We start from the raw sequence: 19,394 nt of genomic DNA, 5'->3' as shown, positions 1-19,394 counted from the left end.
GGTTGTGCAATCGTTTTCGCAAAAATGAAAGCGTTTGTACGTATTGCTTAAAACACAGGAGGGGTCGAAATGAAAAAGACGGTATCCATTTTCTCATCGCTTGCGTTACTTGCAGGTGTAATGGCAGGTTGTGGTCCAAAAGATGAGGCAAAGCCGAAGGAAAATGAAAACGAAGGAAAAACAGAAGTAACAGAAGACGGCATGCCGCCAAAGCCGGAAAAACTTGTCGTTTGGGAAGACGTGAAGCGCGGTGTGGCGTTAGAGCCAGCGATTAAAGCATTCGAAGAAAAGTATGGCATTAAAGTCGAGTACAAAGAAGTAGAAATGGCAACAAAACAACGCGATCAATTGCGTTTAGACGGTCCGGCTGGCACAGGTCCTGACGTCATTACTGTTCCGCATGACCAAATCGGTCAGCTCGTTACAGAAGGACTTATTCGCGAAATTCAAGTCGATCAATCGGTATTAGATACGTTTACAGAATCTTCGATCGCAGCGCAAATGTATGATGGAAAGTTATACGGACTTCCAAAAGCAGTAGAAACTCCTGTATTCATTTATAACAAAAAATTAATGGACAAAGCGCCAGAAACGATGGATGAATTGTATCAGTTCTCAAAAGAGTTTACAAAAGGTGATAAATACGGCTTCTTAGCGCTTTGGGATAACTTTTATTTCGCGCACGGTGTGATCGCTGGTATGGGCGGTTACGTATTTAAAAACAATAACGGTGCGTTAGATCGCAACGACATCGGTTTAAATAATGAAGGAGCAGTCAAAGGGACAGAATATATTCAAAAATGGTATAAAGAATTGTTCCCGAAAGGTATTATCGGTGAAAACGGCGGTTCAGCGATGGATGGCTTATTCAACGAAGGAAAAGCAGCATCTGTCATGAACGGTCCGTGGGCGTTCCAAGGTATGCGTGATGCGGGCATCGATATCGGTGTTGCGCCAATGCCAAAATTGCCAAACGGCGAGCCTGTAAAAACATTTATGGGTGTAAAAGGATGGCACGTATCTGCGTTCTCTAAACATCCGGAATGGGCAACAAAACTCATTGAGTTTATTACAAACGAAGAAAATGCGAAAAAACGTTTCGAGTTAACGCGTGAAATTCCGCCTGTGAAGTCGCTCATTAACGATCCGTTAATTGCAGAAGATGAAGGGGCAAAAGCGGTTGCGATCCAATCTCAATATGCGATTCCAATGCCAAACATTCCTGAAATGGCAGAAGTATGGGGACCAATGGCTACAGCACTTCAACTTGTAGCAAACCAAAAAGCGGAGCCAAAACAAGCGCTTGATGAAGCTGTAAAAACAATTAAAACGAACATTGAAACAAACCATCCAAGCAAGTAAGAAGTGAGCGGTACCTCTCTTGTAGAGGTACTGCTTCAACTTTCTTTTGTTTGTTTATTTATTCACATTCAAGTGCGCTCCTCGCCATTGTTTAGAAAGGAGACAAAATCAATGGAAACACCAATGTATCAATCGAATCATCGGAAAATTGCCCTCGGTTTATCCATCATTCCGGGATTTGGTCAACTGTATAATCGTCAATACGTGAAAGGTATTTCATTTTTTATTTTAGCTGCTTCGTTTTTGATCGTTTTTAAAGATTTATTAAATATGGGATGGTGGGGAATCTTTACGCTCGGTGAAGTCGTCGGACGTGACCATTCCATTTTCTTGCTTGTTGAAGGAATTTTAGCGGTTATTATTTCGGTGTTTGGGCTTGGGTTTTATGCATTTAATTTGCGCGACGCCTATAAAAATGGGCAAAAGCGTGATTTAGGGTTGAAAATTAGCTCGTTGCGCGAGCAATATCGCGCGCTCGTTGACAACGGTTTTCCATATTTAATGATTTCACCAGGATTTATTTTGCTTGTGTTTGTTGTTATTTTCCCGATTATTTTCGTCGTGTTATTGGCGTTTACAAACTATGACTTATATCATTCTCCACCAGCGAAACTTGTTGATTGGGTTGGATTTCAAAACTTTATTGACTTAGTGAAGCTCGATCTTTGGCGGAAAACGTTTATTAACGTACTTGCTTGGACGATCGTTTGGACGTTCGGCGCAACGACGTTACAAATTGCGCTCGGTATTTTCCTAGCCATTATCGTGAACCAAAAAGATTTAAAAGGAAAAGCGATCATCCGCACGATTTTCATTTTACCTTGGGCTGTTCCTGCGTTTGTAACGATTCTTGTTTTCTCAGGTATGTTTAACGAATCGTTCGGGGTGATTAATAAAACGATTTTAGCTGCACTTGGCATCGGACCGATCGAGTGGATGACCGATCCGTTTTGGACGAAAGTGGCATTAATTCTTATTCAAACGTGGCTCGGTTTCCCGTTCGTCTTTGCGATGACAACGGGGGTATTGCAAGCCATTCCGAACGAATTGTATGAAGCGGCGACAGTTGATGGCGCATCAAGTTGGCAAAAGTTTACGAAAATTACGCTTCCACTCGTGTTGTATGCGACAGCGCCAATTTTAATTACGCAATATACGTTTAACTTCAACAACTTTAACATCATTTACTTATTTAATGGTGGCGGCCCTGCGGTATCTGGGCAAAATGCCGGCGCGACAGACATTTTAATTTCGTGGATTTATCGTTTAACGATGACGTCTGCGCAATATTCGAAAGCAGCTGCGATTACGTTATTGCTTTCTCTCGTTGTCGTATCTGTCGCATTATGGCAGTTTAGAAGAACAAAATCATTTAAAGAAGAGGATATGATGTGATATGGATATGAAAAGACAAAAACTCATTCGGTTGACGTTGTCGTATGCAGTCATTTTGGCGATGACGATCATAATCGTCTATCCGCTTCTTTGGGTCGTTGGCTCGTCATTTAACCCGGGTCAAAGCTTATCGGGCTCGAAAATGATTCCAGACAACGCCACGCTAGCGCACTATAAAAAATTGTTTGATACGTCGCAAAGCGATTATTTGACTTGGTATTGGAACTCGTTAAAAATTTCGACGTTGACGATGATTTTTTCGGTTATTTTAGTGAGCTTAACAGCGTATTCGTTTTCGCGTTATCGCTTTATCGGGCGCCAAAATGGGCTTATGACGTTTTTAATTTTGCAGATGATTCCAAACTTTGCGGCGCTCATTGCGATTTTCATTTTAGCGCTTTTAACGGGATTAGTTGATACGCATTTAGGACTAATTCTCGTGTACGTCGGTGGAGCCATTCCGATGAATACGTGGCTGATGAAAGGATATTTAGATACGATTCCGAAAGAGCTTGATGAATCGGCGAAAATTGACGGGGCAGGGCACTTGCGTATTTTCTTTCAAATCGTTTTACCGCTTGCGAAACCGATTATTGCGGTTGTGGCGCTCTTTACGTTTATCGCGCCGTTTGGCGATTTCATTTTAGCGAGCGTGTTGCTGCGCAGTAAAGAAAAATATACGCTTGCGGTCGGATTGTACGATTTAGTGGCAAAACAGTTCGGTAGCGAATTTACAACGTTTGCGGCAGGTTCCGTTTTAATTGCGGTGCCGATCGCTATTCTCTTCCTTTCATTCCAAAAGTATTTCGTCTCTGGCTTAACGGCAGGTGGAACAAAAGGGTGAGAAACGAAAGGAAAGAATCGTTTTGGTTCTTTCCTTTCTTACTATTTAGAGATATATTAACAGAAGAAGCTTTGGAATGAATGGAGAGTGAAATGAAATGAAACGCGTATTTCGTGCGCTACTTGTTTTTATTTTGTTGTTGTCTGTGACGACGCCAGCGAGTGCGAAAACGGAGCGAACGTGGCAAGACGAGCGCATTTATTTTATTATGGTCGACCGTTTTAATAACGGGAATCCGAAAAATGACTATGAAGTAAACGTACATGATCCGAAAGCATATCATGGCGGTGATTTGCAAGGAATTATTGACAAGCTCGACTACATAAAAGGAATGGGTTTTACAGCGATTTGGCTTACGCCGATTTTTGCGAACGAAAAAGGCGGATATCACGGCTATTGGATTGAAGACTTTTATAAAGTAGAAGAGCATTTTGGAACGCTCGATGACTTCAAACGGCTTGTGAAAGAGGCGCATAAGCGCGATATGAAAGTCATTTTAGATTTCGTCGTCAACCATACAGGTTACAATCATCCGTGGCTAAATGATCCGGCGAAAAAAGATTGGTTTCATGAGAAAAAAGACATTTTTAATTGGGCGAATCAACAAGAAGTAGAAAACGGTTGGTTGTTCGGTCTCCCAGATTTAGCGCAAGAAAATCCGGAAGTGAAAGCGTATTTATTCGATGTCGCGAAATGGTGGATTCAAGAAACGGACATTGACGGCTATCGGTTAGATACGGTGAAACATGTGCCGAAATGGTTTTGGGACGAGTTTGCTAAAGAAGTGAAATCGGTGAAACAAGACTTTTTCCTTCTTGGTGAAGTGTGGCATGACGATCCACGTTATGTTGCGGAATATGGGAAGCACGGGATTGATGCGCTAATTGATTTTCCGTTTTATAAAGAAGCGTCAACGATTTTTTCAAACGTCGATCAATCGCTTGAACCACTTTACAACGTATGGAAGCGAAATGCAGCGTTTTATGACCGTCCGTATTTGCTTGGCACGTTTTTAGATAATCATGATACTGTTCGATTTACACGATTAGCCTTACAAAATCGCATCAATCCGGTAACGCGTTTAAAGCTCGGATTGACGTATTTGTTTTCGGCACCGGGCATTCCGATTATGTACTATGGAACGGAAATTGCGCTTGATGGCGGAGAAGATCCAGACAACCGTCGTTTAATGAATTTCCGTACCGATAAAGAGCTCATTGACTATGTCACAAAGCTCGGTGAATTGCGCGAGAAGCTTCCGTCGCTTCGCCGCGGTGATTTTGAGTTGCTTTATGAAAAAGACGGCATGGCGCTTTTTAAACGAACGTACGAAAACGAAACAACAGTGATCGCGATTAACAATACGTCTAAAACGCAAAAAGTAACGCTCGATGACGAATTAGAACAAGGAAAAGAATTGCGCGGGTTGCTGGTGGGAGATTTAGTGCGCAGTAAAGATGGGAAGTATGACATCATTTTAGATCGTGAAACGGCAGAAATTTACGTGCTTGCGCCAAAAACGGGATTAAACATTCCATTTATCGCCGCACTTGTTGCGGTATATACGGCATTTGGTCTGTTTTTATACTTCGCACGCAAACGAAAAGCATAATGATGATGGAGGAGAGAGCATGCTAGAAGATACAAGTTTTGCAATTCGGCCGATTGATCAGTCGGACGAAAAAGAAGTGTGGCAACCGATTGGACATGTACAAAAAATTGAAGGAAAAAAGCAAATATTTGCATTTACGTGCGAGCGGGCATCGGGTAAAATACGTTTTTATCGTGACGATATCGTTCGGGTGACGATCGATCCGTTCGATGGGAAGTACGATTCTGTCAGCCCGGCTGTTGTCGCAACGCCAGAAAAAGTGGACGTGCACGTTCGGGAAGAAGAAAACGGTTGGACACTACAGACGAAACAGCTGACGGTCATCATCGAGCGAAGTCCGTTTCGTTTAGCGATATACGATCAGGAAGGGACGCTTCTTGTTCGCGACGTACAACCTGTATGTTTTGAAGCGAAAGGGCGCATGCGTTGTACACATGCGCTCGCTCCGACAGATGTCGTATACGGTTTAGGGGAGAAAACGGGTGTATTAAATAAGCGCGGGGCAGTATGGACGATGTGGAATACGGATGTGTATGCGCCACACAACTTAGAAACAGATCCGCTATATCAATCACATCCGTACATGATGGTGTTAAAAAACGGACATGCGCACGGCATCTTTTTCGATCATACGTATAAAACGACGTTTGATTTGCGTCATGAATCGTTTTATACGTTTACATCAGATGGGGGAGCGCTCGATTATTATGTGTTTGCTGGGCCGCATCCGAAAGATGTGTTAACGCAATATACGCATCTTGTTGGACGCATGCCGCTGCCGCCGAAATGGGCGCTTGGGTATCATCAGTCGCGTTATAGCTACGAAACCGAACAAGAAGTACGCGAATTAATTCATACGTTTCGCACGAAACAAATTCCGCTTGATGCGGTGTATTTAGATATTCATTATATGGATGAGTATCGTGTGTTTACATTTGATCAAAAACGATTTCCACATCCGCAATCGCTCGTTCAATATGCAAAAGAACAAGGGGTTCATATCGTTCCGATTGTTGATCCGGGCGTGAAAGTCGATGCGGAATACGAGACGTATCGCGATGGGGTGCAAAAAGATTATTTTTGTAAATATGCTGACGGAACGCTATACAAAGGAGACGTTTGGCCGGGGACGAGCGCGTTTCCAGACTTTTTAAAGAAAAAAGTGCGAAAGTGGTGGGGAGAACAACACGCGTTTTATACAAACATCGGCATAGAAGGAATTTGGAACGATATGAATGAGCCGTCCGTGTTTAACGAGACGAAAACGATCGATGAACAAGTCGTCCATGACGGATGGAAAACGCATCGCCAAGTGCATAACGTATATGGGATGATGATGACCGAGGCGACGTACCACGGATTGAAAAAGCAGCTGAAAGGAAAACGTCCATTCGTATTGACGCGCGCAGGATTTTCGGGTATCCATCGCTATGCAGCGGTATGGACGGGAGATAATCGCAGTTTTTGGGAGCATCTTGAACTGTCAGTACCGATGTGCTTAAACTTAGGATTATCTGCGGTGGCGTTTTGCGGGGCGGATGTCGGTGGATTTGCGCATGATACAAATGGAGAACTGCTCGTTCGTTGGACGCAAGTCGGTGCGTTTTTCCCATATTTCCGCAATCATTGTGCGATCGGTTTTGCGCGGCAAGAACCGTGGGCGTTTGGGGAAGGATATGAACAAATCATAAAACGATATATTGAATTGCGTTATGAATGGCTTCCTCATTTATATACGTTATGTTTTGAAGCGCATCAAACAGGTGTGCCGATGATGCGCCCGCTTATGATGGAATATCCGAACGATCGCGAAACGTGGAATATTTCGGATCAGTTTATGGTTGGCGAGCAAGTGATGATTGCACCGATCATCCGTCCGTATACAACGCATCGCATCGTTTATTTTCCAGAAGGACGTTGGATTGATTATTGGACGAAAGAGCGATTTGAAGGTGGACGAAGATACATCGTTGAAGCCCCGCTTGATCGTTTGCCGATATACGTGAAGGAAGGGGCAATGATTGCTCACGCGAAAGTGAAGCCATCGACGTTCATTGAGGATGAACAGTTGACGTTATATGTGTATACAATGAAGGAAGGAACATCAACATATACGCTTTACGGTGATGACGGTACGACGTTTGCCTATGAAAAAGGCGAATATGTACACATACATATTCGCGCGACGTTTTGGGATGATGCGGTTCGTTTTGAGATAGAACGAGAAGGTGCGTACAAACCACCTTGGCAATTGCGTGTCGCATTTGTTAGTAATGTACCGTCTACAATTGTTGTCAATGGGGAACGACGTACCATCGATGAAGCGACAAACACGTTTGTTTTGTAAGAGATGGGGGATTTTTTATGACTGTAACGATTAAAGATGTAGCGAAGCGCGCGAATGTGGCGCCATCGACTGTTTCACGCGTCATCGCAGATAGCCCGCGCATTAGCGAGAAAACGAAGAAAAAAGTGCGCGAGGCGATGAAAGAGCTTGGCTATCATCCGAATTTTATCGCGCGCAGTTTAGCAAACAAATCGACGCAAGTGATTGGGCTCGTCATGCCAAGTTCGGCAGATAAAGCGTTTCAAAACCCGTTTTTCCCGGAAGTCATTCGCGGCATTAGTAAAGCGGTGCATGATCGGCAATATGCGTTACAGTTATCGACGGGAGAAACGGAAGCGGAAATTTACGATGGCGTCGTGCATATGGTGCAAGGAAAGCGCGTTGATGGTGTCATTTTGCTGTATTCGCGTGCGAACGATAAAATTATGGCGTATTTACAAAAAGAAGATTTGCCGTTCGTTGTCATTGGGAAACCGCATAAAAAAGTGGAAGAAATTACCCACGTTGATAACGATAACGTACGGGCGGCACGTGAGGCAACGGAACATTTAATTGAACTCGGTCATGAGCGCATCGCGTTTGTCGGCGGAAACGTCAATCTCGTTGTAACGATGGATCGTTTGCGCGGATATGAAAAAGCGTTGAAATCGGCCGGGCTTGTATATCGAAAAGATTACATTGTACATGAAGAATTTTTAAAAGAAGGCGGACAAGAGGCGATGAAAGAGTTGCTTTCGCTTGCTGAGCCGCCAACTGCGCTCGTTGTCGCCGACGATTTAATGGCGCTCGGTGTGTTAAATACGCTTGCAGAAATGGGCTTAAGCGTGCCGGGAGATGTATCGATCGTCAGCTTTAACAACGTACTTTTATCAGAAATTTCCCGTCCTCCGCTCACGTCAGTAGACATTCATATTTTTCAACTCGGTTTTGAAGCGGCAAGAAATTTAATACAACAAATCGAAAATCCGAATGAGCCCATTAAACGAATTATCATTCCACATACGCTCATAAAACGATTTTCGTGCGATTACTACAAAGCGCCTTCTAAATAAGAAGGTGCTTTTTTTATAAACAGGCTAGGCGAGAAGAAAAAAATGGTGTATGATATTCTTAACATTCATGCTCTTTGAAAAACAATATACGATAAGCAAGTACGGTGCATACGTCTGTATGCTTAAAAGGGAAGAACGGTGCAAAGCCGTCGCGGTACCCGCCACTGTGATGGGGAGTTTTGTTGCAATATGCCACTGATTTTTGGGAAGGCGCAACGAAATGATGAACCTAAGCCAGGAGACCTGCCTGCTTGCGATACGTCGGCTGCCTACGGGAATATAGGTAGACGTGCGGGAACGATGGACGTCATGTTGATGATGTATGCTTAGATGGCGTATACTTTATTGTTTGAATCTTTCGTTTTTTCTGCACCTCTACCTAGAGGTGCTTTTTATTTTGAAAAAAGGAGCGACATATATGGCGACGTGGAATTTGCAAGGAACGAAACACCATGTGTTGATTTGCAATGGAGCAAGCTGCATGCGAAAAGGGGGAGAGGAGGTAACGCAAGCGATTCGTGATGAGATTGACAGGCTGCAATTACATGAACACGTTCATACGACGCGGACGAGGTGCAACGGTCGCTGTGAAGATGCGTGTGTCGTCATCGTGTATCCCGAAGGTGTTTGGTATCGTACGATCGATGAACAAGTTGCGCGGGACATTGTCCGAAAACATGTAGGTGATGGTGAAGTATTGCATGAATATGTGACGTACACATACGATGAAGGTTTTGTTATGCCTGAATATAGCGTGGCGACAAGGGGGAAGGAGAAGTGAAGAAACCGTTGTTTTTGCTCGTTAGCGTGTGCTTTACCGTCTATATTTTATTTGCACTTTCGCCTTCTGTATATGCGATGCACATTATGGAAGGGTTTTTACCTTGGCAATGGGCTCTCGTCTGGTGGCTGCTGTTTTTACCGTTTTTCTTTGTTGGTTTGCGCACAATGACGCGCCTTATGAAACAAAAGCCAGAGGTGAAGTTGCTTCTTGCACTCGCTACTGCGTTCACATTTGTCTTGTCGGCATTAAAAATTCCATCTGTCACAGGAAGTAGTTCGCATCCGACTGGGACAGGTCTTGGCTCATTTTTATTTGGACCTTTTGTGATGACGGTGATCGGTACAGCCGTGTTATTGTTTCAAGCGCTTTTGCTTGCTCACGGTGGATTGACGACGCTCGGGGCGAATGCGTTTTCAATGGCGGTTGTTGGACCGTTTGTTGCGTACGGCTTGTTCGTTCTATGTAAAAAGTGTGGAATATCGTTGCGTATGTCCGTCTTTTTAGCGGCGATGATGGCTGATTTGGTGACATACGTTATGACATCGTTTCAACTCGCCCTAGCATTTCCAGACGCAACAAGCGGCGTATGGGGCGCGTTTTTAAAATTCGCCTCCATTTTTGCGGTGACACAAGTACCACTTGCGATTACCGAGGGACTTCTTACCGTCGTCGTATGGAACTTTTTGCATACGTACTCGAAGCAAGAGTTGGACGTGCTAGCAGAGAGGGGAGTGTCATTGAAATGAGCAATCGTATATTGATGTTCATCGCTGCATTGTTGATCGTTTTTCCACTACTTGTTGTGAGAAATACAGAGTTTGCTGGAGCGGATGTGCTTGCGGAGGAGATGATTCAACAAATTGCACCAAATTATGAGCCATGGTTTGATGTATTTTTTGAACCCCCGGGCGGAGAAGTAGAAACGTTGTTATTTTCTCTACAAGCTGCGTTTGGTGCTGGGATAATCGGCTACATCATCGGTTTGTATAAAGGAAGAAAACGAAATGGTTAGTTGGCTTGATCAATGGGCTTATCGAAATCGCCTTTCGAAATTAAATGCTACATTTAAGCTGACATTTGCACTTATTTTGCTTATATGGTCGCTAATTGGAACGAATATTGTTCGCTTGATCATCATCGTTTGGTTGCTCGTTTGGTTGCTTGGATATGCGCGCTTGCCATGGCGTGTTTGTGTGCGCATTTGTACACTCATGGCGCTCGTTACTCTCGGGAGTAGCGCACCGCTTCTTTTTTCATTTGATGGCGCCGTTCACTTCATAAGCGAAAGCTTTTTATATGTAATCACAATTTGTTTACGGACGTTTACAAGTTCAGTTGTTTTATTTTTTCTTGCGGCAACAACGCCATTTTTTCGCTTAGTGCATGCGTTAAACAAGTGGCGCATCCCTAGTGTGTTTATTGAGCTTTTATTGTTGACGTATCGTTTCATTTTCATATTGGAAAAAGTAGCAAAAGAGCTGTTTGTTACGGTTCAAGTAAAAAATGGAGAACGAAATTGGCGGCTTGCTTCACTTGCTGTCGCACAGTTGCTGCGCAAAGCGTTGCATGACTATGAAGCGCTAATGATTACACAGGAAGCGCGCCATGTTTCATTCAAAATTCCAGCTTGTGCGGACGAACAGTTGCCAAAAAGATATGTCATCGAAGCGTTTATTGGAGTTGTTGTTTTACTTATCGTGGAGGGCTTATATGCTAAAGTTTCATAATGTTCATTATACGTATCGAAACGGTGCGTACGTGTTAAAAGGGGTATCGCTTACGATTGAACAAGGAAAAAAATATGCGTTAATTGGAAGAAACGGTTGTGGGAAAACGACATGGTTGTTTCATGCAAACGGCATTTACCGCCCAACGAAAGGAGACGTGTATTGGGAAGGAAAAAAGGTGAAGAATCGTTGGCTCCGACAACATGTCGGCGTCGTTTTTCAAAACCCCGAACATCAATTTTTAGCTCCGACCATTGAAGAAGAACTAGCGATTAGTTTGCAATCAAATCGTGAGCGGATGGATGAAGTGATAGAGCAGTTTTCACTTCATCGATGGAGAGATATACCGATTCATCATTTAAGTCTAGGACAAAAAAAGTGGCTATCACTTGCGGTAGCAATGGCAACTAAACCTCGGCTACTTATTGTCGATGAGCCATCTGCATACTTGGATGGAGCGCAGAGCGAGCGCTTAGTCATGAAGTTAAATGAACTATATGAAGGAGGAACGACGCTCGTTGTCATTACGCACGACCTTGATTTTGTTTGGCAGTGGGCGGATGAAGTGTTTGTTATGGATGACGGGCGCATCGTTTTGCACGGAACACCCGCTTTTGTATTTACGCAAACGAATATATTTCGTGAACTTCATTTCTCATTGCCGCTTCTTTTACGCATATGGGAGTATGAGAAGAAAACGTATACTGAACAACAATTCGCGCAATGGATTGAACGATGGAAAAAGGGGTGAAAAAAATGGCTGGGAAATTGTTTGTTGTTGGCTTTGGACCGGGAAGTGTGGATCATATGACGAAACGGGCGCGTGAGGCAATTGAAGAAAGCGATGTCATTGTCGGCTATAAAACGTATGTCGAGTTAGTCATCGATCTCATTGATGGAAAAGAAGTCATTAGCACGGGAATGACGGAAGAAGTGAGTCGGGCTCAAGAGGCGATTAAACAGGCGGAACGTGGTAAAAAAGTGGCTGTCATATCAAGTGGGGATGCAGGGTTGTACGGGATGGCGGGACTCGTTTACGAAGTGCTCATTGAAAAAGGATGGCGAAAAGAAACTGGAATTGAAGTGGAGATTATTCCGGGTATTTCAGCTATCCATTCTTGTGCCGCTTTACTAGGGGCACCGATTATGCACGATGCATGTACGATTAGTTTAAGCGATCATTTAACGCCATGGCACGTCATTGCCAAACGAATTGAAGCAGTTGCAGCGGCCGATTTTGTTATTGCACTATACAACCCGAAAAGCGGTCGTCGGACGCAGCAAATTGTTGAGGCACAACGTATTTTATTAACATATCGTTCACCACATACACCTGTTGGTCTCGTCAAAAGTGCGTACCGCGAACGTCAGCATATTGTATTAACGAGTTTAGGAGAAATGTTAGAGTATGACATCGGCATGTTAACGACAGTCATCATCGGAAATTCTTCCACGTTCGTTCATGATGGTGTTATGATTACCCCTCGCGGCTATGAGCGAAAATATAAGCTATCAAGCGCCGTTCAGCCATTAAAACCGCACGAGCGATTGCGGGCAGAAGCAGAACCGTGGGCGCTCGCAAACGTACGCTCACTAGCGGAAGAAGCGTACGAAAAAGTGACTGTTCCAAAAAAGATGGAACGGTTAGAAGTAGCCATTAGCCCGGGGGTAGCAAATAAAACATTTACTCCAAAACAAATGATGGATATCGCATGCATCGTAGGCGAACGAGGAACGATTACGTATACACCAGATCATTATTTAAAAGTGATGATGGAGACAGAGCGACCAGACGAAGTTGTCGGTCAACTTTTAGAAGCAGGTTTAACCGTTGCACCAACAGGAAATGTGTTTGTGATGAAAGCGTGCGATTTTTGTGATGGAGAAAAAAAAGATGCTATTCCTTATGCCGAACAATTGCATAAACAATTTGGCGGCATGGAGTTGCCAAAAGAATTGCGCCTCGGATTCAACGGGTGTGGAATGGCATGTTACGGGGCTGTCCATGAAGATATTGGGATCGTTTATCGTAAAGGAGCGTTTGATTTATTTTTAGGTGGGAAAACAGTAGGAAGAAATGCTCATCCGGGTCAGCTTGTTGCAGAAGGCATTCGTCCAGATGATCTGTTAGAAACCATTACCCGTATCATTGTGCAATACAAGGAAGAAGCATATGCAAACGAACGTTTCCATACATTTTTTGAACGAAAAAAAGAAGTCGGCGGTTTTGTTTATGGACAAAAAATGAAAGCAGAGCCAGCGGCATGTGGGGAGTGATCGAGATGAGAGCAATTTTATTTGTTGGACATGGGAGTCGGGATGAAGAAGGGAACGAGCAAGTGCGCCAGTTTGTTCGGACGATTCGGCCACAAATTGATGAAACGTTTTATGTGCATACATGTTTTTTAGAATTTGGTATTCCATCAGTCATTGATGGCATTGCCCATTGTGTAGAACAAGGGGCAACAGACGTTATTGTTATTCCGATTATTTTGCTTCCAGCGGGGCACTCGAAGCTGCACATTCCAGCAGCAATTGACGAAGCGAGAGAGCGATACCCATATGTTTCATTTAAGTACGGACGTCCACTTGGCATTCATGATGCCACGTTTACAATTTTAAACGACCGTCTGCAAGAAGCAGGGATTGTTATGGATGAGCAAACAGCGGTCATTTTGCTCGGACGTGGGGGAAGCGATCCTGATGCGAATAGTGATTTATATAAAATTGCTCGCTTATTTTGGGAAAGAAATAAGCGGGTGATCGTTGAACCTGCGTTTATGGGAGTGACGAATCCGTTGTTGGACGAAGGCGTAGAGCGATGTATAAAGCTTGGAGCAAAAAAAATCGTCATTTTACCTTACTTTTTATTTACGGGTGTGCTTATTAAGCGGTTAGAAAAGCGAGTTTCCGAGTTTCAAAGCACATACCCGAACATGTCTTTCGTTCTTGCACATTATTTTGGATTTCATCCATCGCTACAAACGATTGTGCTTGATCGATTACAAGAAGCGCTTAGCGATTCGGTCCATATGAATTGTGATACGTGTCAATATCGGCTTCATATGGCTGAACATCACCACCATCATCATGATCATTGAGGTGAAACGGATGATTATTATGTTATCGGGAACGAGCGATGCAAGACAGTTAGCGCTAGCCATTCGTGACGCGGGGTATGATGTATTAGCTACGGTTGTCACCGAACATGCAGCAGAACAAATGGCATATGTCGGGTTGCATGCTCTCGTTGGACGTTTAACGGCACGTGAAATGGTTGAGATCATAAAACAACATGAAGCGAAAGCGATCGTTGATGCGAGCCATCCATTTGCGGAAGAAGCGTCGCGACAGGCGATGCAAGCAGCGGAGGAAGCGAACGTTCCGTATATCCGTTATGAACGAAAAGAAAGCGTCATTATGTATGATCGTGTTACATTTGTCGATAGTTATGAAGCAGCAGCAGAGTACGCGGCGAAAAAAAGAGGGATCATCATGCTCACGACAGGAAGCAAAACGTTGCATATTTTTGCAGAAAAGTTGCTCCCGCTTCCTGATGTTCGTCTCATTGCACGCATGTTACCACGGAAAGATAATATGGAAAAGTGCGAACAATTACGCTTCCCGCAAGAAAATATTATTGCGATGCAAGGACCGTTTACAAAACAGCTAGATATGGCATTAATGAAACATTTCGGCGTGACACTTCTTGTGACGAAAGAAAGCGGACAAGTTGGCTTTGTCGACGAAAAAATGGCTGCAGCGCAAGAGCTCGGCATTGAAACGGTCGTCATCCGCCGTCCGAAACTTTCTTATCCAGTCGTTTATCATGAGTTTTCTGACGTCATTCGCGCGTTGGAAGAAATGAAAAAGAAGGAGGAGTAAATATATGTTTCGTCCAATTACGGTGCAACCAGAACAAATTGAACAAAAAAGCTTTCAAATGATCGATGAAGAAATCGGTGAACACGCGTTCTCTAAAGAACAATACGCAATTGTTCAACGTGTTATTCACGCGAGCGCCGATTTTGAATTAGGGAAAAGTTTATTGTTTCATCCACGTGCGATTGAAGCGGGCATTTCAGCCATTCGCGCAGGAAAAAAAGTCGTTGCTGATGTACAAATGGTGCAAGTTGGGATTAATAAAACGCGCCTTGAGAAATACGGTGGGAGTGTACACGTGTATATTTCCGATGATGATGTCATGAAAGAGGCGAAGCGATTGAACACGACGCGAGCAATTGTTGCGATGCGCAAAGCAGTAAAGGAGGCAGATGGAGGAATATTTGCAATTGGTAACGCCCCAACAGCTTTACTGGAACTCATCCGACTAGTGAAAGAAGGAAAGGCTCGTCCTGGTCTCATTATCGGGCTCCCTGTTGGTTTTGTCTCTGCGGCAGAATCGAAAGAAGAATTAGCAAAACTAGATGTTCCGTTTATTACGAACATCGGGAGAAAAGGAGGGAGCACGGTTACGGTTGCTGCTTTAAATGCCTTGTCTATTTTAGCGGAGCGGGAATAAGTATGGAGAAAGAAAAGTTGCGTGAAGGATATACGACTGGGGCGTGTGCAACGGCTGCGACAAAAGCGGCGTTATGTGCGCTTATTACTGGCGTGAAACAAACAGAAGCGACAATTATGCTGCCGATCGGGCGTGAGGTGACGCTCCCCGTTGTCGCTTGTGAAGTAAATCAACATACAGCAAGTGCAACTGTTGTGAAAGACGCTGGCGACGATCCTGATGTGACGCACGGTGCTTCCATTATCGCAACAGTAAGCTGGACGGATGAAGGTATTTATATTGATGGAGGAGAAGGGGTAGGGAGAGTAACGAAACCAGGATTACCTATTCCTGTTGGTGAAGCGGCGATTAATCCCGTACCTCGTCAAATGATGATGGACGTTGCCAATGAGTTGATGACAAAATACGGTATAAAACGTGGTGTACGCATTATTATCTCTGTTCCAAATGGAGAAGAAATAGCGAAAAAAACATTAAACGGTCGCCTTGGTATTATTGGCGGAATTTCGATTTTAGGAACGCGTGGCATCGTCGTTCCGTTTTCAACATCCGCCTATCGAGCAAGCATTGTACGTGCGCTTGAAGTTGCCATCGCTTGCGGCTGTAACCACGTTGTCATCACGACAGGGGGACGAAGTGAAAAATATGCAATGAAGCAATATAGCCATCTTCCAGAAGAAGCGTTTATTGAGATGGGGGATTTTGTTGGTTTTACATTAAAACAATGTAAGCGTCTTAGTATAAAAACGGTGTCGCTTGTTGGAATGATGGGAAAATTTTCGAAAGTCGCCCAAGGAGTGATGATGGTCCACTCAAAAAGTGCACCTGTTGATTTTCATTTTTTATCCGAAGTTGCTAGGCAATCAGGCGCCCCCGCTCATCTGACAGAAGCTATTCAACGAGCGAATACAGCGTCGCAAGTTGGCGATATGATGTACGAAGCGGGGTATTCGCTGTTTTTTGATTTGTTATGTGACTATTGTTGCCAGCATGCGTTACGGGAAGTAGGTGGAGGAATGACAGTTGAAACGACATTATATACGTTGCAAGGACAGTTGTTAGGGAGGGCGATGCGAAATGATGAATCAAATGAAATTAATCGGGATCGGAGCTGATGGCAAAGCGTCGCTTCCTGCGATATACAAACAATGGATTGATGAGTGCGAGCGACTCATTGGAGGGGAACGACAACTCGCTTTTTTTCCTGATTATGTTGGTGAGAAAATCACCATTCGCAACAATTTATCTTCACTTTTGACGACGTTAATGAGCGAGCCGAAAAAAACGGTCATTTTAGCATCTGGTGATCCGCTATTTTACGGAATCGGTAGTTATTTAGCGAAAAAAGTTCCGATTGAAGTATATCCTTCTGTCAGTTCGCTCCAATGGGCGTTTGCGAAAATGGGAGAAAGCTGGCACGATGCATATGTCGTTAGTTTGCACGGGCGTTCGATGAAAGGGCTTGCTCAGCGTATAGATGGAAAAGAAAAAGTGGCCATTTTAACAGATGAAACGAACAACCCGCGTACGATTGCTTCATATCTTTTAGAATATGAAATGACGGAATATGAGGCGTTTGTTGGGGAGAACCTCGGTGGCGAAAACGAACGCTGTCGCTTTTTTACGCTAGAAGAAATGAAGGAGGCATCGTTTGCTCCGCTAAATATTGTCGTTTTACGACGGGTAAATAAAGGACCGAGTTGGACATTCGGAATTGACGATGAGGAGTTTTGGCAGCGAAAGCCAGAGAAAGGATTAATTACAAAAAAAGAAGTGCGTGTTTTAAGTCTTCAAGCTCTTCACCTTCATGATAAAAGTGTCGTATGGGATATTGGTACGTGCACAGGATCGGTCGCAATTGAAGCGGCGAAAATCGCTCGGGAAGGAGCGGTGTTTGCGGTTGAGAAAAACGCTTTAGATATTGAAATATGTCAGAAAAATATGAAAAAGTTTCGCGTAGACTTTACGCTTGTCCACGGTCGGGCTCCCGAACAATTAGCGCATTTTCCTGAACCGGATGCGATTTTTATTGGTGGGACATCAGGAAGTTTACGTGACATTATCGATGTATGTTGTGCCCGATTAAAAAAAGATGGACGCATCGTCATCAATGCAGTCACAATTGAAACGCTATATGAGGCGACAGATGCATTGCGTCATCACGGTTACGCTGTCGATATTTTGCTCGCTCAGTTTTCGCGCAGCAAACCGATTTTACAATTGACACGTTTTGATGCATTAAATCCGATATACATTATTTCAGCAAGGAAGGGTGAAAGCAAGTGATCGGTACGTTATATGGTATAGGCGTTGGTCCGGGAGATCCAGAACTATTGACAGTTAAAGCGTTTCGCCGTTTAAAAGAAGCGCATATTATCGCTTATCCGAAAAAGACAAACGGCAGTAAAAGTTATGCGCAACAAATTGTAGAGGCATACTTTTCCCCGTCCGAAAAGCATATGCTTGGTCTCGTTTTTCCGATGACAAAAGATGAAAATGTATTGCGCGAAAAATGGAATGAAACAGTCGAAACGGTATGGACTTATTTGCGCGAAGGAAAACATGTTGCATTTGTGACGGAAGGAGATCCGCTTTTGTATAGCACATTTATTCATTTTATGCGTACGATGCAAACGAAATATCCGAATGTATCGATCGAAATCGTTCCTGGTGTTTCTTCCATTAATGGTGCGTCTGCGCGTCTGCAGTTGCCGCTAGCTGATGGCGACGAAACAATTGCGATCGTTCCTGCACGAGATGATTATGATGCAATGAAAAAAGCGCTACAAGATCACGATTGCGTTGTATTTTTAAAAGTGGCAAAAGTGATGCCACTACTTCTCACGCTTTTAAAAGAGATGAATTTGACGAAGAAAGCGGCAGTTGTGACAAAAGTGACGTCCCATGAAGAAGTCATATGGGACATTGAGCAATTGGAAAACGTGTCGTTGCCTTATTTGACGTTAATGGTGGTGAGAACGTGAAAGTATACATTGTCGGTGCTGGTCCAGGGGCGAGCGATTTAATTACAGTCAGAGGCATGAAGCTGTTGCAACAAGCAGATGCCATTTTTTATACGGATTCGCTTGTCAATGACGAATTGCTTACATATACAAAAAAAGACGCGCGCATTTTTTGTACATCGGGCATGCATCTAAAGCAAATCGTCTCGCTCATGTGTGAAGAAGTAAAAAACGGAAAAATAGTCGTTCGGCTTCATACAGGTGATCCATCAATTTATGGAGCGACGATGGAACAAATCATACTTTTAAAAAAAGAAGGAATTGACGTCGAAATTGTTCCAGGGGTTAGTTCCGTATTCGCTGCCGCTGCTGCTGCGCAAGTGGAGTTAACCGTACCGAATTTAACGCAAACGGTTATTTTAACGCGAGCAGAAGGAAGGACACCTGTTCCTGAAAAAGAACAACTTGCATCGTTAGCTCAACATCATTGTACGATTGCTCTTTTTTTAAGTGCAACGTTAACAAAAAAAGTAACAGCTGCATTTCTTGAAGCAGGATGGGGTGAGCATACGCCTGTCGTTGTAGTATATAAAGCGACGTGGCCGGACGAAAAAATTGTACGCACAACGGTTGGCACGCTTCATGAAGATATGCAGCGCCACGGCATTCGCCAACACGCCCTTATTTTAGCAGGCTGGGCGCTTTCGAATGAACTAGATGAATCGTATCGCTCAAAATTATATGATGAAACATTTACGCACGGTTATCGCAAGGGAGGGAAGTAAG

The 19,394-nt window shown here is 43.8% G+C and carries 19 protein-coding genes and 1 riboswitch; all 19 genes read left to right on the top strand.

Annotation, left to right across the window (positions count from 1 at the left end; translation table 11 throughout):
- The first annotated feature begins 69 nt into the window (after nt 1-69).
- The 19 genes from CS060_RS02535 to cobM all read left to right on the top strand — a co-directional run bounded on the left by CS060_RS02535 (nt 70) and on the right by cobM (nt 19,393).
- Nucleotides 70-1,362: an extracellular solute-binding protein gene (locus CS060_RS02535; RefSeq protein ID WP_035046217.1), complete on the top strand. Its 1,293-nt coding sequence runs from the start codon at nt 70-72 to the stop codon at nt 1,360-1,362.
- Between the two features lie 111 nt (nt 1,363-1,473).
- On the top strand, nt 1,474-2,757 hold the full coding sequence (locus CS060_RS02530) for a carbohydrate ABC transporter permease (RefSeq protein WP_035046218.1): 1,284 nt from the start codon (nt 1,474-1,476) through the stop codon (nt 2,755-2,757).
- Between the two features lies 1 nt (nt 2,758).
- The gene (locus CS060_RS02525; protein ID WP_032100816.1) at nt 2,759-3,601 is read left to right on the top strand and encodes a sugar ABC transporter permease; all 843 of its coding nucleotides are present in this window, start codon (nt 2,759-2,761) and stop codon (nt 3,599-3,601) included.
- 97 nt (nt 3,602-3,698) lie between these two features.
- Nucleotides 3,699-5,213: an alpha-amylase family glycosyl hydrolase gene (locus tag CS060_RS02520; RefSeq protein WP_035046219.1), complete on the top strand. Its 1,515-nt coding sequence runs from the start codon at nt 3,699-3,701 to the stop codon at nt 5,211-5,213.
- 19 nt (nt 5,214-5,232) lie between these two features.
- A complete protein-coding gene (locus CS060_RS02515; RefSeq protein ID WP_035046220.1) occupies nt 5,233-7,560 on the top strand; it encodes a glycoside hydrolase family 31 protein in 2,328 nt (775 codons plus the stop codon).
- Nucleotides 7,561-7,577: 17 nt separating this feature from the next.
- Nucleotides 7,578-8,612: a LacI family DNA-binding transcriptional regulator gene (locus tag CS060_RS02510; RefSeq protein ID WP_035046221.1), complete on the top strand. Its 1,035-nt coding sequence runs from the start codon at nt 7,578-7,580 to the stop codon at nt 8,610-8,612.
- 84 nt (nt 8,613-8,696) lie between these two features.
- Nucleotides 8,697-8,877: riboswitch (cobalamin riboswitch) on the top strand.
- A gap of 153 nt (nt 8,878-9,030) precedes the next feature.
- The gene (locus tag CS060_RS02505; protein WP_035046241.1) at nt 9,031-9,393 is read left to right on the top strand and encodes a (2Fe-2S) ferredoxin domain-containing protein; all 363 of its coding nucleotides are present in this window, start codon (nt 9,031-9,033) and stop codon (nt 9,391-9,393) included.
- Nucleotides 9,390-10,142 carry an energy-coupling factor ABC transporter permease gene (locus tag CS060_RS02500; RefSeq protein ID WP_052025486.1) on the top strand — a complete coding sequence of 251 codons (753 nt, stop codon included), beginning with the start codon at nt 9,390-9,392 and terminating at the stop codon, nt 10,140-10,142. The genes CS060_RS02505 and CS060_RS02500 overlap by 4 nt, the downstream gene beginning before the upstream one ends.
- Nucleotides 10,139-10,408, top strand: a complete 270-nt coding sequence (locus CS060_RS02495) for an energy-coupling factor ABC transporter substrate-binding protein (RefSeq protein ID WP_035046223.1) — start codon at nt 10,139-10,141, stop codon at nt 10,406-10,408. Before CS060_RS02500 ends, CS060_RS02495 begins: the two co-directional genes overlap by 4 nt.
- Nucleotides 10,401-11,123: an energy-coupling factor transporter transmembrane component T family protein gene (locus tag CS060_RS02490; RefSeq protein WP_035046224.1), complete on the top strand. Its 723-nt coding sequence runs from the start codon at nt 10,401-10,403 to the stop codon at nt 11,121-11,123. Before CS060_RS02495 ends, CS060_RS02490 begins: the two co-directional genes overlap by 8 nt.
- Entirely contained in the window at nt 11,107-11,874 is a 768-nt protein-coding gene (locus tag CS060_RS02485; RefSeq protein ID WP_035046245.1) for an energy-coupling factor ABC transporter ATP-binding protein, read from the top strand. Before CS060_RS02490 ends, CS060_RS02485 begins: the two co-directional genes overlap by 17 nt.
- Nucleotides 11,875-11,879: 5 nt before the next feature.
- Nucleotides 11,880-13,400 carry a precorrin-3B C(17)-methyltransferase gene (gene cobJ / locus CS060_RS02480; protein ID WP_099668662.1) on the top strand — a complete coding sequence of 507 codons (1,521 nt, stop codon included), beginning with the start codon at nt 11,880-11,882 and terminating at the stop codon, nt 13,398-13,400.
- A gap of 5 nt (nt 13,401-13,405) precedes the next feature.
- The gene (locus tag CS060_RS02475; RefSeq protein ID WP_035046226.1) at nt 13,406-14,224 is read left to right on the top strand and encodes a sirohydrochlorin chelatase; all 819 of its coding nucleotides are present in this window, start codon (nt 13,406-13,408) and stop codon (nt 14,222-14,224) included.
- A gap of 10 nt (nt 14,225-14,234) precedes the next feature.
- Nucleotides 14,235-15,008, top strand: coding sequence for a precorrin-6A reductase (gene cobK, locus CS060_RS02470; RefSeq protein ID WP_035046229.1), 774 nt, complete (start codon nt 14,235-14,237; stop codon nt 15,006-15,008).
- Nucleotides 15,009-15,012: 4 nt separating this feature from the next.
- Nucleotides 15,013-15,645, top strand: coding sequence for a precorrin-8X methylmutase (locus CS060_RS02465; protein ID WP_035046231.1), 633 nt, complete (start codon nt 15,013-15,015; stop codon nt 15,643-15,645).
- A gap of 2 nt (nt 15,646-15,647) precedes the next feature.
- Complete coding sequence (locus tag CS060_RS02460; RefSeq protein WP_035046233.1) at nt 15,648-16,760, top strand: cobalt-precorrin-5B (C(1))-methyltransferase; 1,113 nt, start codon at nt 15,648-15,650, stop codon at nt 16,758-16,760.
- Nucleotides 16,726-17,931, top strand: coding sequence for a bifunctional cobalt-precorrin-7 (C(5))-methyltransferase/cobalt-precorrin-6B (C(15))-methyltransferase (locus CS060_RS02455; protein WP_035046247.1), 1,206 nt, complete (start codon nt 16,726-16,728; stop codon nt 17,929-17,931). Before CS060_RS02460 ends, CS060_RS02455 begins: the two co-directional genes overlap by 35 nt.
- Nucleotides 17,928-18,629 carry a precorrin-2 C(20)-methyltransferase gene (cobI, locus tag CS060_RS02450; protein WP_035046235.1) on the top strand — a complete coding sequence of 234 codons (702 nt, stop codon included), beginning with the start codon at nt 17,928-17,930 and terminating at the stop codon, nt 18,627-18,629. Before CS060_RS02455 ends, cobI begins: the two co-directional genes overlap by 4 nt.
- Nucleotides 18,626-19,393: a precorrin-4 C(11)-methyltransferase gene (cobM, locus tag CS060_RS02445; protein WP_099668661.1), complete on the top strand. Its 768-nt coding sequence runs from the start codon at nt 18,626-18,628 to the stop codon at nt 19,391-19,393. The genes cobI and cobM overlap by 4 nt, the downstream gene beginning before the upstream one ends.
- Nucleotide 19,394 lies beyond the last annotated feature (1 nt).

Origin of the sequence: Anoxybacillus flavithermus, assembly GCF_002742685.1 — a bacterium.
GTDB lineage: Bacteria > Bacillota > Bacilli > Bacillales > Anoxybacillaceae > Anoxybacillus > Anoxybacillus flavithermus_E.
The sequence above is the reverse complement of the archived record's forward strand: the minus strand, read 5'-3'. Positions and strand labels throughout refer to the sequence as shown.